We start from the raw sequence: 16502 nt of genomic DNA, 5'->3' as shown, positions 1-16502 counted from the left end.
AAAAGTGATCCCACATCATACTAGAGTAACATTTTGGATATGAAAATGTTTTATGTAATTAAGATACCAAATCATTACAATATTAAACTACCAGAATTCCACGCCTAACATTTTAGTTACAGTGAGATTAAGAGAATAAATATTATTAGCTCATTCTTTCAGGAAAACACCACTAGAATAGAACGTTAGAATACTTCTCATAAATAAAGTCTGTTAGCTCGACCCTCCTTCTGTCTTGTCACAAAAGGAACAACAGGACAAGACAGAAAGTAAAAAAATTAAGTAAATAATAGAATTACCACTGGAGTTCCAATAATATCGGACAGTGATCAGAATGTTTAGCCTCTGGTAAAATAGCCGCTCTTTTTATGTTTTCCACCATTGTAGAAGACAATAAATGGTAATCAATACGCCAACCTAAGTTTTTTGCTCTGGCGCCAGCTCTGTAGCTCCACCAGGTATAATGGTGAGGATCTGGATTAAGGTGTCGGAAAGTATCTATAAACCCGGAATTTATAAACCTTTCCATCCACTCACGCTCTTCCGGTAAGAATCCAGACGAGTTGGCATTGGATTTAGGGTTATGGATATCTATAGCTCTGTGACAAATATTATAATCCCCGCAAATCAATAAATTAGGATAAGTATTCATTAAATCTGCAGCATAAATTTCAAAATCTGCTAAAAACTGGTATTTAAAATGCTGTCTTTCGTCCCCGCTAGATCCGGAAGGAAAATAAGCACTAATTACGGAGAACTTTTCAAAATCAGCTCTTATCACTCTGCCTTCGTCGTCATAAGCTTCTATTCCGCATCCATATTCTACATGCAAAGGCTCATGTTTAGTCAGAATAGCCGTTCCGCTATAACCCTTTTTCTTTGCCGGGTACCAAAAGTGGTGATATCCCAACTCACTTAACTTATGTATGTCCTGAATTTGATCCGGAGTAGCTTTAATTTCCTGAAGACAAACCACATCTGCGTTTGTCGCCTGTAGCCAATCCAACCAGCCTTTATTTATTGCCGCCCTAATTCCGTTAACGTTATACGATATTATTTTCATTTTTTTCGAAAGTATCAGATATCAGGTATAAAGAGCTTTTATCTCTTTATACCTGATATCTCAAACATTATATTTTATTCTTTAAAAGTTTCCTGATTTCCTTCTTTTTTAACAGACTAACCTTCATGCTAATATTTTCTACAGGCCTGTTATTCTTATCCACTTTAACCGAAGAAATAGCATCCAACACATCAAGACCTCTTAAAGTTTCGCCAAAAACAGTGTATTCACCATCTAAAAACGGAGTACCTCCTATCGTTTTATAAATTGCTTTATGTTCCTCTGAAATCTTTACGCCTTTGTCCTGCTCCATATAATTCAGCTGCATATCATTGTACACTTTTCCCTCGACAATATAAAACTGAGACGCGCTTGATGCCCTTTCCGGATTATTATTTCTGGCTGCTGCCAAAGCACCTTTTTTATGGATCAAGCCGGGATTAAATTCGGCGGGAATGGTATACCCCAGATCGCCCATACCTAAAAGCTGGTTTTCTTTAGCATTTTTCGAATCGGGATCGCCTCCCTGAATCATGAAACCTTTTATCACTCTGTGGAACAACGTCTTCTCCAATGTACCCGCTTTGATAATCTTAACAAAATTATCTCTATGCTTAGGTGTTTCATTGAATAGCTTTAAAATCATATCGCCCTTATTGGTTGATATTTTAATAAACACGTCTTTGGGTTTAGCCGCCCAAAGCTGCACTGTTCCGAAAACAAATAAAAGGCACAATAAAGCTTTCCTCATATTATTTCAGGGTATATATCTTGAAAGTAGTTTACTATTAATGTCCTTAACAAATGCTCCTGTTCTAGAAGCGTATAGTTTGGGATTTGCTTTACTTTTTTCCAATGCGGCCAACCATCCTGATCCAATCCTTCCAATTCGTAAAAACCCATTTCAGAAAATAATCTGCAAGTTGCAATATGCATTAATTCTTCTTTCTGCCTTTTACTGAACTTTTGAACTCCTTTTCCTAATTCCTGTATCCCTATCAAAAACAGGATAACTTTTATATCCGGTTTTTCATGATCAAATTCGTTAGCTAAAATATGCTGAAGCCTGGAAAACCTGGCATTAACTTCTTGTGCTGTCATATCAAAACAAAGATAGTCTTATATAGAGTTTAAAATCAAAATTAAAAGTCAAAAAGCAAATTGCTTCAAATAGAACTTAGACAGGATTTATGATTCAACCCCATTTCATTTCGCTAAGTATTCCATTTGTGCTTTTCAATATCCCTATAACATGCCAATGATTACAAAATCAGAAGGCTTTAAAAGCACTCTAAAACGTCAAATTATCGTTATTCTTCCTTTTAATATTTTTTTTACCTTATCTTTGCAGCGATGAGCAAGAATGCTTTTATAAGGTTTATTACGTTTGCTTTACTCTTTTCGGTATCGCAAATTGCTATTCCTTTTCATGAAATATTTCATGCCCATCAGGAAACACTTCACAAAAACGCGGGTACATACGAAATCCATAAGTATGAAAAACCGTGTTGTAAACCCGTTAATTATTTCCACTTTACGGCTGCTTTACTTGGCAAACAAATTTTTATTTTTTCCACGTTAAGCTTCTTTTACAAAGAGCGGTCGCAAATTGGAGATTATTATAACACTGTTTTACGTCCAAGTAATAAAGCCCCTCCTGTTGAAATAGCCTAAGAAAATATTTATTAAGCTATTTTAATCCAATTTAATGATACGAATAAAAAAGTATTGCATAATACTTTGTGCTTTTGTTTTGCTGGCTCTGTCTGGCAAAGCCCAATCTTGTGATATTGTTTTTTACGGAACAGTCAAAGATGCCAAAGATCAATCTGTGTTAGCCGGTGCTAACATTAGCATATCTTCTATCCAAAAAAACTCCTTGAGCGATGCTGATGGACATTTCCATTTTAACAAGCTATGTAAAGGAAAATATAATGTTGAGGTTTCTTTTTTAGGATATAAAAAGAAGGTTTTCCTTATTGAAATAAATAAGAGCACAGAGATGAACATCTACTTGTCTTTAGACAATACCACCTTGTCTGAAATACAGGTGATCGGTAAACAGGCTACTGCAGAGCCTGTATATACCGCACAAAAATTAGATGACAGAGTATTAGACTTATCCAGGGGGCAAAGCTTAGGTGAGTCTTTGAAAAATATTGCTGGAGTGAATTCTATTCAAACCGGTCCAACTATATCTAAACCTGTGATTCATGGAATGCATTCTGATAGGATATTAATTTATAACTCAGGAGTGCGTTTAGAAGGACAGCAATGGGGAAGCGAACACGCTCCGGAAGTTGACCCATTTATTGCCAAAGATATCTCGGTAATAAAGGGAGCTGCGGGCGTAGAATACGGAGCAGATGCTTTGGGCGGCATTATCTTACTCAACCCAGCCGCTCTAAACTATCATTCCCCTTTCTCTTCCGAAATCAATCTGGTTGGAGCTTCAAACTCGAGAATGGGTATAGTTTCCGGCAAAATAGAAGGAGCAATGAAAGACGAAACTTTAGCCTGGCGCTTACAGGGAACATTAAAAAAAGCCGGCAATTCATCTGCGCCCGGTTATTATTTAAATAATACGGGTTCCAATGAAATTAATGGTTCTCTGACATTGGGTTATAAGCGAAAATCTTTTGAAACAGAGCTTATGCTTTCTACATTCAACACTACTCTCGGGATTTTCGAAGGTGCGCACATTGGTAGTGTAAATGATCTGAAAGATGCTATTGCCAACGGACGACCTTTCTCTAAGGGGAGTTTCTCTTACCTGATAGGTGTTCCCAGACAAGAGGTGAACCACCACTTGTTAAAATTAGAAGGAAAGAAATATCTGGCGAACAACGGTACTCTTAAATTAGGCTATAGTTTTCAAAAAGATTTCAGGCAGGAGTACGATTTACGCAGAGGGGGCAAAGATGATGTTCCCGCTCTGGACCTTAATCTTACAGCTCAAAATCTGGAACTTATTTACGAGAAAAATCAGTCGAATAACTCCTATATAAAATATGGGATTAATACGGCAATTATCGTAAACAATAATGTTCCAGGCACACAGGTTACACCATTAATCCCGAATTACGATAGCTTTAACCCCGCTTTATTTATTATTAAAAAAGTAGGTCTGAAACACGTAGTTCTGGAAGGAGGCTTACGGTACGACTACAAAGCTATTGATGCCGCGGGATACGATTCCGCAAAAGTCTGGTACGGTGGAAAGCATAAATTCCACAATGTCAGTTTTTCTTTAGGAAGCTTGTTCCATGTGAAACCTCATTTGGATTTTAGATCCGATTTAAGCCTGGCCTGGCGGCCACCATCTGTCAATGAGCTATATAGCAGAGGTCTGCATCACGGAACGGCATCTGTAGAGATTGGAGACAAGAACCTGAACAGTGAGAAGGGATATAAATGGATCAATACACTTTCATATGATGGAAGAAGATGGAAGACAGAATTAAGTCTTTATGCCAACTATATTGCCGATTATATTTTCCTGCAGCCTAATGGAACTTTCTCAGAATCGCAAAGGGGAGCTTTTCCGATATTTTACTACAAGCAAACTAATGCTACTTTCTTTGGTGCTGATTTACAAAGTATTTACAGCATAAATAATAGTTTTAACTGGCAACTAAAAGGTTCATTGGTAAAAGCAAAAGACATCGTTAACAAATCCTATTTACCAATGATTCCTGTGGACAGAATTAGCAATAGCCTGACCTGGAACCTTAAGGCTACAGAAAAAAAATGGTCTTTACCCTTCCTCAGCGTAGAACATATTTATTCGGCAAAACAAACACGATATTCCGATCAAAATGACTTTGCTCCCGCTCCGGCAGCGTACAATTTGTTCAATATCACAGGAGGAATAGGCTATAAAATTGGAGAAAACCGACTGGATATTAATACATCGATATTCAATGTATTCAATACCTCTTACAAAGACTATCTCAACCGATTCCGTTATTATACTTATGATACCGGAAGAAATTGGGTAGTCAGATTATCTTACAAATTTTAAAAACAAAAAAAATGAAAAAATACTTTAAACAATTAACGATCGTGATTTTCGCTTTGGCTTCTCTAAGCATTGCTTCCTGCAAAAAAGATAATCCGGTACCGGAAACCGATCAGGAAGAATTTGACAAGACAGTATTAACTTTTGTTGAATTAGAAGCGGATGGCAATCATGAACTTGGCACTGCCTTAACCGTAACGTTTGATGCCACTGGAAAACCGGATAAATCGCATTATCATTTAACTGTCGGACATGCTTACCGTATGTATATCAGTTTATACAGCAAAGGCGAATTAGTTAATGATGAGATATTGGCTGACGTAGATTTGCATCAATTCTTTTTCACGGGTGCACCTAACGGTGTTTTAAACTATACCTACGAGGACAACATCGGACTTAAGGGAGTTTTTGAAGTAATGAAAGAAAATCCAACATTTACTTTAAACCTTATTTTAAGGCATGGTATCAGAAAATCCAATCCTTTATTACCCTGGAACTCACCAAGAAGTGAATATGTGAAGGCTGGAGGAGCTGATGATTTGAATGTTTCTTTTGATCTGGCCACAGGAGAGAATCATTAAAATACAAGAGGGCTGCATCAAAAATTAAAAACTTTGTCATTTCGACTACTTTAGGAGGAGAAATGACAAAGTGCTTTTGATACAGCCTAATTGCATTTCTGTCCCTATCTTGTCCTTCTACCTCTGGGAGAAGGTGCCCAAAGGGCGGATGAGGGAATTTATTATTTCTTTTGCTCAATCATCCTGTAAACCCGCACATAATCGATTTCCATAACAGCAGGAAAAACAGTATCATCCACACCTTTTTGGCCTCCCCAACTTCCGCCTATTGCTACATTCATTAATATGTGGAAACGTTTATCAAAGGGCCACGATTCAAATCCTTTTCCTTCATTTATGTATTCGAAGACCTTTTCATCATCGATATATCCTTTAATAGCATATGGAGTCCAATCAACCCTGTAGAGATGAAAATCTGCAGTGGCACCATCAATTATCTTTGCTTTGCCTTTCTGTGTACCTTTCATTCCGTTGTGTGCTTCCGTATGAACAGTAACATGAACATTATTTTTGTCATAGCCTACATGCTCCATAATATCTATCTCGCCAGATTTCGGCCAGCCTCCATATACCCAATCTGTCGGCAACATCCACAAAGCAGGCCAGGTTCCTCTTCCCTCGGGCAGTTTGGCTCTAAATTCAAATCTTCCATATAAAAAATCTCCTTTTCCTTTAGAAACCAATCGGGCCGAACTGTATTTTTTGCCCTCAATATCTTCCTTCAGAGCCGAAATCTTTAAAACACCATTTTCTACGCGTACATTTTTAATATCCTGCGTGTAATGTTGTAACTCCTGATTTCCCCATCCATTGTTTCCACTACCTAAATCATATCCCCACTTCCTTTCGTCCGGTTTTCCACTATAATCAAACTCATCAGACCAAAACGGCTGTGTTTCAAACTGCCAATCCTTATTTTTAACTTGTTTATTGTCCTCTGCATTTGTTTTACCTGAAAGGGATAAAACACAAACAAAAAGAGTCAGCAAGGAAATCTTAGGGGCTTTAATATTTTTTTGAGGTTTCATTACGTTTATTTAGAAATGGGATTCTATCAAAGATAATCTTTATATAGCAAACGTAAGAAAGAGATTTGGGGTCTAAAAAAATCCCCGAAGAGAAACTTCGGGGATTGAATGCTTATTTTGATAAGTACATAGACTTTTCTTTATTCAGTTTTACAAAGTAAGGATCTTCTAAAGATTTGATAAACAAGATCGCTTCTCCCGTAGATTTCATCTCAGGACCTAACTGCTTAGCTACTTCAGGGAATTTATCGTAAGAGAATACAGGTTGTTTAATTGCATAACCTTCTAATTTTCTTTCGATTGTAAAGTCCTTTAGCTTTTTAGTGCCTAACATAACCTTAGCTGCGATATTTACATAAGGTACATCATATGCTTTTGCAATGAACGGAACAGTTCTTGATGCTCTCGGATTGGCTTCAATCACATATACATCTTCGTTTTTGATGGCGAACTGAATGTTCATCAATCCACGAATATCCAATGCTCTTGCTAACTTTTCTGTGTACTCTTCCATTTTGCTAATCACATTTGCTGACAATGTGTATGGAGGTAATACTGCACTGGAATCTCCCGAGTGAATACCTGCTGGCTCGATATGCTCCATTAACCCAATAATGTGAATATCTTCCCCATCGAAGATTGAATCTGACTCGGCTTCTTCTGCTCTGTCTAAGAAGTGATCAATCAATACCCTGTTTCCTGGTAAATCACCTAACAACTTCACTACCGCTTTTTCCAGATCTTCATCGTTGATTACAATACTCATCCCTTGTCCTCCCAAAACATAAGAAGGTCTTACCAGTACCGGATATCCTACTTCGTTAGCTACTTTCAATGCTTCCTCAGCACTTTCAGCAACACCATATCTAGGATAAGGGATATTTAAATCTCTTAACAAGTCAGAGAAGCGCCCGCGATCTTCGGCAATGTCCATGTTGTCGAAAGAAGTACCGATAATTTTGATTCCTCTTTCATGTAGTTTTTCTGCCATTTTAAGAGCAGTTTGACCACCTAACTGAACAATAACACCTTCTGGTTTCTCCAATTCGATAATCTCTCTAACATGTTCCCAGAATATTGGCTCGAAGTATAGTTTATCAGCCATGTTAAAATCTGTAGAAACCGTCTCCGGATTACAGTTCACCATGATTGACTCGAAACCTTCTTCTTTAGCAGCCAATAAGCCGTGTACACAAGAGTAATCGAACTCAATACCTTGTCCAATTCTATTCGGACCAGATCCCAGAACAATAATTTTCTTTTTATCCGAAGGAACAGATTCGTTCTCTCCTTCATATGTTGAGTAGTAATAAGGGGTTTGCGCAGGGAATTCCGCAGCACAGGTATCTACAATTTTATAAACACGCTTGATACCCAGTTCTTTTCTCTTATCGTAAACCTCATCTTCCGTTACACCTAACAACCAGGCAATCTGTACATCAGAGAAACCTTTTTGTTTCAATGTCAACAACATGTCTTTAGGGATGTTGTTTAATGTATAGCGCTTAAGTTCGTTTTCTAAGTTAACAAGATCCTGAATTTCGTGTAAGAACCATTTGTCAATTCTGGTTGCTTTTCTAACAGATTCAATTGGCACACCAATTCTCAAAGCATCTTTTACAGCGAACAATCTGTCCCAGCTTGGATGCTCCAATTTGTACATAATTTCTTCTACGCTTCTGTCTTGCTTTCCATCTGCACCTAAACCTGCTCTACCAATTTCCAGCGACTGACAAGCTTTTTGTAAGGCTTCGTTAAAAGAACGCCCGATTCCCATAACCTCACCTACCGCTTTCATTTGTAAACCTAACTCTTTGTTAGCTCCCGGGAATTTATCAAAGTTCCAACGAGGGATTTTAACGATTACATAATCTAAAGTAGGTTCGAAATATGCTGATGTTGTTTTTGTAATTTGATTTTGCAGTTCGTCTAAGTTGTATCCGATAGCCAATTTAGCTGCTATTTTCGCGATTGGGTAACCAGTAGCCTTCGATGCTAACGCTGAAGATCTGGAAACACGAGGATTGATCTCGATGGCGATGATATCATCATTCGCTGGATTTACAGAGAACTGTACGTTACATCCACCCGCAAAATTACCGATAGCTCTCATCATCTTGATCGCCTGATTACGCATCTCCTGATAAGTTCTGTCAGACAATGTCATTGCAGGAGCAACTGTAATGGAGTCTCCTGTATGGATTCCCATTGGATCGAAGTTTTCGATAGAACAGATGATGATAACGTTGTCATTGCTATCTCTTAACAGTTCCAGCTCAAACTCTTTCCATCCCAATACAGCTTGTTCTACTAAAACCTCATGAGTTGGCGACGCCGTTAAACCTCTGGTTAAAGCAGCATCAAAGTCTTCTTTGCTGTGTACGAAACCACCTCCTGAACCGCCTAATGTGTAGGAAGGACGGATTACCAACGGAAAACCTATTTCCTGAGCCGCTTCTTTACCTTCAAGGAAAGAGTTAGCTATCTTAGAAGGAGCTACACCCACACCGATATCTACCATCAGCTGTCTAAACTCCTCTCTGTTTTCTGTTTTCTCTATAGCTGCAATATCAACACCTATAATCCTCACTCCGTATTTTGTCCAAATACCTCTTTCATCGGCTTCCTTAGCAAGATTCAAAGCAGTTTGGCCTCCCATAGTTGGTAGTACCGCATCAATTTTACGTTCCTGTAAAATTTGCTCGATAGAATCAACTGTTAATGGTAACAGATAAACATGATCTGCAATCACATTATCCGTCATGATGGTTGCCGGATTGGAGTTGATGATTGAAACCTCGATTCCTTCTTCTTTCAAAGACAAAGCAGCTTGAGAACCAGAATAGTCAAATTCACAAGCTTGACCGATAATGATTGGACCCGATCCGATGATCAGGACTGATTTAATTGACGTATCTTTTGGCATTGGCGTAAATTATTTTCGGGATTTTCTTACGCTTTTATAGAAAAGCCCGACTTGTTTGTCGGGATGCAAAGATAGGAAAAAAATGAAATATTTCCACTGCTTTAGATAAATTTGTCAATTATTCGGTCTTATCATATCAAGACAAGAACACAAACCAAACTTTTTCCGTTGTTTTTTTATTGTATCTCTTTAAATGACAGAAACAACCCTTTTTGACCAGCGATCGAGAAAGTTTTTACCATGGATTGCCGCACTTGCATTCTTCATGCAATCATTGGATGGTACCATCCTCAACACCGCACTTCCAGCAATTGCGAAAGACCTCAATCATTCGGCACTGGACATGCAATCGGTAATTATATCATACACCCTTACTTTAGCCGTTTTAATTCCGGTCAGCGGCTGGATGGCAGACAAATTTGGCACAAAAACCACTTTCACCATTGCTGTAGCGCTTTTTACTATCGGCTCTCTATGCTGCTCTCTGGCAGGCAATCTTCCACAGTTGGTGTTTTCCAGAATATTACAGGGAATTGGAGGAGCTATGATGGTTCCCGTCGCCAGATTAACCATCTTATATGCTTATCCTAAAAAACTGCTTTTACGCGTTTTGAACTTTGTCATCATTCCGGGGATGGTGGGGCCGCTGTTAGGTCCCAGCCTTGGTGGTTTTATTGTAGACTTTGCGTCCTGGCATTGGATATTTTTAATAAATATCCCCATTGGGATTATAGGAATTTTTATGGCCGGCTACGCTATGCCTAATTTTAAAAGGGAGACAGGCGTTTTCGATTTCCTCGGATTTATTTTCTTTAGTGGCGCCTTAACTTTAATCACTTTAGCTATGGAGATAGGTAATGGTGGAAAAGGAAATACAGTTTATCTAATCGGCTTTATCACATTATCCGGCTTATTGATATTCTCTTATATACAGCATGCTTTAAAAACTAAAAACCCGCTAATAAAACTGGAACTCTTCAATATAAGAACATTGAGGATCGGACTTATAGGAAGTTTATCAACCCGGCTTGGCATAGGAGGCTTTCCGCTTCTTTTACCGTTAATGTTGCAAATTGGATTAGGCTATCCGGCAGCAATATCCGGCTTAATGCTTATTCCTTCCGCAGCAGCGAATCTTTTCACAAAAACCATAGTAACAAAAATTGTAAAGAAATTAGGATACAGGCGAACACTGGTTGGAAATACCATTCTACTGGCCATAATCATAGCTCTGTTTTCGCTCCCTAACCAAAATACCCCACTTTATATGCTTATCCCACTTTTATTGCTTTACGGAATGATCAGTTCAGTCCAGTTCACTTCCATGAACACCATCTCCGTCGCCGATCTGGATAAAGATACTTCCAGCGAAGGAAACAGTATGATTGCGGTTACCCAGCAATTATCCATTAGCTTTGGCATTTCTATAACATCTTTTTTACTAAATTTAATGCACAATATTCCTTCTCAATCAAATATTACTGCATTTAAGTATACATTTATTATACTAGGAATAATTACTGCTTTATCCTCATTAGTATTTACTCGCTTAAGAAAAACCGACGGTGATAATTTGTCGGGGCATAGAACAGGAGAAGATCACAGTTAATCCGCTTAATTAAACGCTTTTAAACAAATCCACATAATCTTAAATATATAAAATCTATTTCTCTGTGCCCCGGATATCTCCCTTAAAACATCCTGTTTTTCCAGGTCTGAAATAAGCTTGTAAGCTGTCACATTAGACTTTTGTATTAAATTATCCACTTTTGAGACATCTATTATTGGCTTAGTATATAAATATTCTATTACTTCCTTAGCGCTATTCTGAGTACATATCCAACCGACCTAAACACATATCTGCTTTACTCGACAATTGAATAACTTCCATATCTCCAAGACCATTATCTATTGATAAGGCTGGGTTGAAAGCTTTTATAATATCCTTGATTGATATAATTTCCTGAATGATGATTATTCATTTATTCATATTTTCCTTAAATAAGTATAACACTATTTAAGAAAACACATCAAAAACTTAAGTAAGATACTATTTAAGTTCTATCCATATTTTCCGAACTTAAAATGCTTTAAAAGCATTCGTTATAAAAATGAAAAACGTCAAGTAAACTCAAAAAAACAAAATCCTCAGAAAATTGAATTTTCTGAGGATTTTGTGTTCGCTTTCAAATTCGCGATCCTTACTTTAAGGATCATAGTATTGCATTAAAGCTTGATCTCTTCTTCTTTATTATTCATAAAGGCAAATTCCGTTAAGTGGTATGAGGTAATACCTTTTACTTTTACCCATTGCCCGTACTTAAAGAACCATTTCACTTGCTTAGACAAAAACCCTCTTTTAATAAACGCTTCTACATAAGGATGAACAGCTAGTGTAATCCCTTTTTCCGCTTGTTCGTTTAAAATGTAATTCAGATTATTCTCTATATCATCAATCAGGACGATACTCGCTTTAATCTCTCCTGTTCCGCCACAAGTAGGACATTTTTCGCTGGTTACAATATTCATCTCCGGTCTTACCCTTTGACGAGTAATCTGTACCAATCCAAACTTGCTTGGAGGAAGAATAGTATGCTTAGCCCTATCATGGCTCATTTCAGTTTTCAGAAAATCGAACAACTCTTTACGATTTGGAGCTTTGTGCATATCGATAAAATCGATTACTACAATACCTCCCATATCTCGCAAGCGAAGTTGTCTGGCAATTTCTTTTGCCGCTTCCTTATTAACCTGCAATGCATTCTCTTCCTGATTTTCAGGATTAGCTGTTCTGTTTCCGCTATTTACGTCGATTACATGCAGTGCTTCCGTATGCTCTATTACCAGATATGCACCACCTGCAAGATTAACTGTCTTGCCAAAAGAGGCTTTAATTTGTTTTTCCAGTCCAAAATGTTCGAAAATAGGCTCTTTGCCTTTGTAAAGCTTAACAATACTTTCCATTTCCGGAGAAATTTCATGTACATAAGACTTTACTTCCTCAAACAATGCCGGATCATCAACATAAACATGTGTAAAATCAGCGTTCAGTATGTCCCGAAGAATGGTAGATGTTCTTCCCATTTCTCCGAGTATTCTTTTTGCCGGTCCGGTTTTAGGGATTTTCTTCATCAGAGTTTCCCACTTCGATACCAGATCCAGAATATCCTTTTGGATTTCCGCTACGCCTTTTTTCTCAGAAACCGTCCTAATAATAATTCCAAAGCCTTTTGGCTTAATTCCTTCTACTATCTTTCTTAAGCGGGTACGCTCTGTATTGCTCTTGATCTTTTTGGAGATAGAAATTACATCCGAAAAAGGAACTAAAACAACAAATCTACCGGCTATAGAAAGATCAGAACTTAACCTTGGGCCTTTAGTAGAAATAGGTTCTTTGGCAATCTGCACAGGCAGCAATAAGTCTTTTGATAAAATCGTAGAGATTTTTCCAGACTTGTCGATATCTTCTTCTCTTTTAAAACTGCTAAGAAGATAGTCTGTGAAATTGCCATTTCTAGCTTGCCTTGTTAGTTTTAATAAAGATTGAACCTGTGGTCCTAAATCCAAATAATGCAAAAAAGCATCCTTCTCGTAACCCACATCTACAAAAGCAGCATTAAGCCCGGGCATAATTTTTTTAATTCGTCCCAGATAAATGTCTCCAACAGCATAATTGTTGTTGATTTGCTCTTTGTTGAGTTCTACAAGTTGCTTGTCTTGCACTAATGCAATAGTAACCCCTCCTGGGGCCGAATTAATAATTAACTCTTTTACCAACAGCTACTTTTTTAATATGTTCTAGTCAATAGAACCTTCCTTACCAACAGAGGAAATATTAAATAAAAACAGAAACAAATTTGCTCCCTAAGCTTTAACCTAGAGAGCAATATATTATTTAGTTACCTATTTTTTCTTATGTCTGTTTTTTCTTAAACGTTTTTTACGTTTGTGGGTAGCCATTTTATGTCTTTTTCTTTTTTTACCGCTTGGCATAATCTTTAATGTTTAAGTATTTATTAATTATTTAACTCTTTAATTTTTCTGTCTATGAAAGAACTTAATCCTGGATCTCCAGCGAGTCTCTTAGCTTCTTCGTAAGCCTCAACCGCAGCCGTTTTCATCCCCATATTTTCATAGCTTGTAGCCATATAAAAATATGCTTCCGGATCTTTCTTAACTTTAACTACTGTTTTGAAACGATCTACAGCTTTACCAAACTGTCCTGATTTCATTGAAAACAAACCCAGGCTCATATTGGCTTTTAAATTTTCAGGATCTTTCTCCACTACCTTCAACAACAACTGAATGCCCTGCATAGGATTATTAGTTCCGGTTACATAAGCAATGCCTAATCCCGTTTGCGCATCAAGGCTTTCAGCATTCAGTTCAAGCGCCTTATTATACGCATGAATTGCCTTTTCTGTTAAGCCCTGTACAGATGTAGTATCCGGAAAATTTTGATATCCCTCTGTAAATCTGTCTCCTGCCTTCATCCAGTTTTGGTATGTAGGCTTCTTTTCAGCAATAGCCTCATAAGCAAATGCTGATGCAGCCGGCTGATTTACGTCATCCCATTTTTTTGCCAATTGTTCCTGAAGAGATACTTCCTCGTCGCCCGAAGCTTTCTTTAAAGAGTTCTCTACCTTTTCAATATCAGTAAGCAAACTAGGGCTAACATTCTGCTTGGCTATAGCCAGAACACTTTCTCTGGAAAAACCCGAAACAACTTTTTTCTCTGCAGTTGCTGCTGTTTCAGCTTCCGCACCAGAAGCATCTTCCTTCTTAACCAAACCCTTGATATCAAGACTCAATAATATTCCCATTAACACTACCACCGAACCAATTACTATATATTGTTTTGTCTTCATATCAATATTGCTTTATTTATGCATTTACTGCTTTTGCTTTTTTGTTTCCTACTTTTACTTTATCAACAAAAGCTTTTGCTGGCTTAAAGCTAGGCACAAAATGCTCTGGGATAATAATAGCTGTGTTTTTAGAGATATTTCTTGCTGTTTTCTCTGCTCTTTTCTTTACTACAAAACTACCAAACCCTCTAACGTAAACATTCTCGCCACTAATCATAGAATTTTTAACTACTTTAAAGAATGCCTCTACAGTTTCTTGTACATCTACCTTCTCGATTCCGGTCTTATTAGCAATTTCTGCAATAATTTCTGCCTTTGTCATGTCTTATATATCTTTTTTATTTTTTCCTTCCCTTGATTTGGGGTTGCAAAAGTAGGGCTTTTATCGGAATAAGGGAAATAAAAAACTTAATTTTTTTATTTCAAACGCCTATAATACAACACTTAAGCTTTTAGGCAATGAATATAAGGCTTTAAATGTAATTTTGCGTATGAATTTCTCAGACGAATTGATAAAATGGTATAGAATTAACAAAAGAGACCTTCCATGGCGCAATACTAGCGATCCATACCATATTTGGCTTTCAGAAATAATCCTACAGCAGACTCGCGTAGAACAAGGGATGCCCTATTATTTCAGGTTTGCTGAAAACTTCCCGGATGTTAAAAGCTTCGCTGAAGCGTCTGAAGATCAAATACTTCATTACTGGCAGGGATTAGGATATTACTCCCGGGGAAGGAATATGCTGAAAACCGCCAGAAAAGTAATGGAAGAACATCGGGGCATTTTTCCGAACAATTACGCTCAGCTTATCAAACTCGTTGGTATAGGCGAATATACGGCAGCGGCTATATCTTCTTTTTCTTCTAATGAGGCAAAGGCTGTAGTTGACGGAAATGTTTACCGACTATTGGCCAGACATTTTGGTATTGACACACCTATTAACACCACTCAGGGAAAAAAACAATTTCAGGAGCTTGCAAACAGCCTGTTAAATGAAAAGAATGCAGGAGAACATAACCAGGCAATCATCGAGTTTGGGGCACTTCAATGCAAACCTAAAAACCCTAATTGCGATATTTGCCCGCTAAATATCTCATGCCATGCATTCCAAAACAATTTAGTAAGCGAATTACCAGTTAAAAATAAAAACCTGAAAATAAAAGAGAGGCACTTCTATTACTTTATTGTGATAAAAGACAACAAAATACTGGTAAAAAGAAGGGGCGAGAGCGATATATGGGCTGGTCTTCACGATTTCCCCATGATCGAAAGCCCCACTCCACTTACATTCGATAATTTGGCAGAAACAATTGAGTTTAAAAATCTAATTCCAGAACAATCTAAGATATCAAGTGTTTCCAATTCAATAAAGCATATTTTAACACACCAAAGGCTTTTTGGGACATTTATTGAAGTATCCGATTTAAATACGGAATTCATAAAAGAAAATAATTGGTTCTGGGTAAACGTCAAGCAGTTAGACAAATTGGCCAAACCGAAATTAATTTTTGCTTTTTTAAAAAACTTCTATAAATTGAATGAAATTTAATTGCAAATTATGTCAGGTATCAACAAGGTTATTTTAGTAGGACACTTAGGGAAAGATCCCGAAGTGAGACATTTAGACGGAAATGTTACCGTAGCTAGTTTCCCTTTAGCGACGTCAGAAACTTTCAACAAAGACGGTAAAAGAATTGAACAAACAGAATGGCACAACATCGTTATGTGGCGCGGTCTGGCAGAAGTTGCTTCAAAGTATCTGCAAAAAGGGAAGCTTGTTTACATAGAAGGAAAACTAAGAACAAGATCTTTCGAGGATAAAGAGGGCAACAAAAAATACACCACAGAGGTTGTTGCTGAAAACTTCACCATGCTTGGCAGAAAAAGCGACTTTGAAGCCCCTCAGAGCGGTGGTGAAAAAACCGCCAGTGCTTCTGTTAGTAACGAGGATTTAAGCTTAGACCCTTTAGATGATGATTTGCCATTTTAAAGACTAGATTAAACAGGGAAT

General features: G+C 37.5%; 14 protein-coding genes. 6 read left to right on the top strand and 8 right to left on the bottom strand.

Annotation, left to right across the window (positions count from 1 at the left end; translation table 11 throughout):
- Positions 1-295 precede the first annotated feature (295 nt).
- From PEDSA_RS15780 to PEDSA_RS15770, 3 genes are all read right to left on the bottom strand, one after another.
- On the bottom strand, positions 296-1063 hold the full coding sequence (locus PEDSA_RS15780; protein ID WP_013634163.1) for an exodeoxyribonuclease III: 768 nt from the start codon (positions 1061-1063) through the stop codon (positions 296-298).
- Between the two features lie 67 nt (positions 1064-1130).
- A complete protein-coding gene (locus PEDSA_RS15775; protein ID WP_013634162.1) occupies positions 1131-1814 on the bottom strand; it encodes a peptidylprolyl isomerase in 684 nt (227 codons plus the stop codon).
- Complete coding sequence (locus PEDSA_RS15770; RefSeq protein ID WP_013634161.1) at positions 1811-2164, bottom strand: hypothetical protein; 354 nt, start codon at positions 2162-2164, stop codon at positions 1811-1813. The genes PEDSA_RS15775 and PEDSA_RS15770 overlap by 4 nt, the downstream gene beginning before the upstream one ends.
- A 252-nt stretch (positions 2165-2416) precedes the next feature.
- Between PEDSA_RS15770 and PEDSA_RS15765 the strand changes: the two genes are divergently transcribed.
- The 3 genes from PEDSA_RS15765 to PEDSA_RS15755 are packed head-to-tail and all read left to right on the top strand — an operon-like array spanning position 2417 to position 5665.
- Entirely contained in the window at positions 2417-2737 is a 321-nt protein-coding gene (locus tag PEDSA_RS15765) for a hypothetical protein (protein WP_013634160.1), read from the top strand.
- A gap of 34 nt (positions 2738-2771) precedes the next feature.
- Positions 2772-5087 carry a TonB-dependent receptor gene (locus tag PEDSA_RS15760; RefSeq protein ID WP_013634159.1) on the top strand — a complete coding sequence of 772 codons (2316 nt, stop codon included), beginning with the start codon at positions 2772-2774 and terminating at the stop codon, positions 5085-5087.
- A gap of 11 nt (positions 5088-5098) precedes the next feature.
- On the top strand, positions 5099-5665 hold the full coding sequence (locus PEDSA_RS15755) for a hypothetical protein (protein ID WP_013634158.1): 567 nt from the start codon (positions 5099-5101) through the stop codon (positions 5663-5665).
- 161 nt (positions 5666-5826) lie between these two features.
- Here PEDSA_RS15755 and PEDSA_RS15750 read toward each other — a convergent pair whose 3' ends face one another.
- Positions 5827-6693 (bottom strand): glycoside hydrolase family 16 protein, encoded by an 867-nt coding sequence (locus tag PEDSA_RS15750; RefSeq protein ID WP_013634157.1) that lies wholly within the window; start codon positions 6691-6693, stop codon positions 5827-5829.
- A 112-nt stretch (positions 6694-6805) separates the two neighbouring features.
- Positions 6806-9619: a carbamoyl-phosphate synthase large subunit gene (gene carB / locus PEDSA_RS15745; RefSeq protein ID WP_013634156.1), complete on the bottom strand. Its 2814-nt coding sequence runs from the start codon at positions 9617-9619 to the stop codon at positions 6806-6808.
- Positions 9620-9812: 193 nt separating this feature from the next.
- Between carB and mdtD the strand changes: the two genes are divergently transcribed.
- Positions 9813-11228: a multidrug transporter subunit MdtD gene (gene mdtD / locus PEDSA_RS15740; RefSeq protein ID WP_013634155.1), complete on the top strand. Its 1416-nt coding sequence runs from the start codon at positions 9813-9815 to the stop codon at positions 11226-11228.
- Between the two features lie 617 nt (positions 11229-11845).
- On the opposite strand, the gene PEDSA_RS15735 is transcribed toward mdtD, so the two are convergent.
- The 3 genes from PEDSA_RS15735 to PEDSA_RS15725 all read right to left on the bottom strand — a co-directional run bounded on the left by PEDSA_RS15735 (position 11846) and on the right by PEDSA_RS15725 (position 14809).
- Positions 11846-13396, bottom strand: coding sequence for an Rne/Rng family ribonuclease (locus PEDSA_RS15735; protein WP_013634154.1), 1551 nt, complete (start codon positions 13394-13396; stop codon positions 11846-11848).
- 239 nt (positions 13397-13635) lie between these two features.
- Complete coding sequence (locus PEDSA_RS15730; RefSeq protein WP_013634153.1) at positions 13636-14487, bottom strand: tetratricopeptide repeat protein; 852 nt, start codon at positions 14485-14487, stop codon at positions 13636-13638.
- Positions 14488-14503: 16 nt separating this feature from the next.
- The gene (locus PEDSA_RS15725) at positions 14504-14809 is read right to left on the bottom strand and encodes an HU family DNA-binding protein (protein WP_013634152.1); all 306 of its coding nucleotides are present in this window, start codon (positions 14807-14809) and stop codon (positions 14504-14506) included.
- A 169-nt stretch (positions 14810-14978) separates the two neighbouring features.
- Between PEDSA_RS15725 and mutY the strand changes: the two genes are divergently transcribed.
- Both mutY and PEDSA_RS15715 read left to right on the top strand, forming a co-directional pair.
- Entirely contained in the window at positions 14979-16040 is a 1062-nt protein-coding gene (gene mutY / locus PEDSA_RS15720) for an A/G-specific adenine glycosylase (protein WP_013634151.1), read from the top strand.
- Between the two features lie 9 nt (positions 16041-16049).
- Complete coding sequence (locus tag PEDSA_RS15715; RefSeq protein ID WP_013634150.1) at positions 16050-16481, top strand: single-stranded DNA-binding protein; 432 nt, start codon at positions 16050-16052, stop codon at positions 16479-16481.
- Positions 16482-16502: the final 21 nt, after the last annotated feature.

This window comes from Pseudopedobacter saltans DSM 12145, assembly GCF_000190735.1.
Lineage (GTDB): Bacteria > Bacteroidota > Bacteroidia > Sphingobacteriales > Sphingobacteriaceae > Pseudopedobacter > Pseudopedobacter saltans.
This window is presented reverse-complemented; position numbering and strand designations above follow the sequence as displayed.

Bases quoted from the DNA above. Each gene is read 5' to 3' on its own strand.
- PEDSA_RS15780 (WP_013634163.1), bottom strand. From the start codon at position 1,063: ATGAAAATAATATCGTATAACGTTAACGGAATTAGGGCGGCAATAAAT.
- PEDSA_RS15775 (WP_013634162.1), bottom strand. From the start codon at position 1,814: ATGAGGAAAGCTTTATTGTGCCTTTTATTTGTTTTCGGAACAGTGCAG.
- PEDSA_RS15770 (WP_013634161.1), bottom strand. From the start codon at position 2,164: ATGACAGCACAAGAAGTTAATGCCAGGTTTTCCAGGCTTCAGCATATT.
- PEDSA_RS15765 (WP_013634160.1), top strand. From the start codon at position 2,417: ATGAGCAAGAATGCTTTTATAAGGTTTATTACGTTTGCTTTACTCTTT.
- PEDSA_RS15760 (WP_013634159.1), top strand. From the start codon at position 2,772: ATGATACGAATAAAAAAGTATTGCATAATACTTTGTGCTTTTGTTTTG.
- PEDSA_RS15755 (WP_013634158.1), top strand. From the start codon at position 5,099: ATGAAAAAATACTTTAAACAATTAACGATCGTGATTTTCGCTTTGGCT.
- PEDSA_RS15750 (WP_013634157.1), bottom strand. From the start codon at position 6,693: ATGAAACCTCAAAAAAATATTAAAGCCCCTAAGATTTCCTTGCTGACT.
- carB (WP_013634156.1), bottom strand. From the start codon at position 9,619: ATGCCAAAAGATACGTCAATTAAATCAGTCCTGATCATCGGATCGGGT.
- mdtD (WP_013634155.1), top strand. From the start codon at position 9,813: ATGACAGAAACAACCCTTTTTGACCAGCGATCGAGAAAGTTTTTACCA.
- PEDSA_RS15730 (WP_013634153.1), bottom strand. From the start codon at position 14,487: ATGAAGACAAAACAATATATAGTAATTGGTTCGGTGGTAGTGTTAATG.
- PEDSA_RS15725 (WP_013634152.1), bottom strand. From the start codon at position 14,809: ATGACAAAGGCAGAAATTATTGCAGAAATTGCTAATAAGACCGGAATC.
- mutY (WP_013634151.1), top strand. From the start codon at position 14,979: ATGAATTTCTCAGACGAATTGATAAAATGGTATAGAATTAACAAAAGA.
- PEDSA_RS15715 (WP_013634150.1), top strand. From the start codon at position 16,050: ATGTCAGGTATCAACAAGGTTATTTTAGTAGGACACTTAGGGAAAGAT.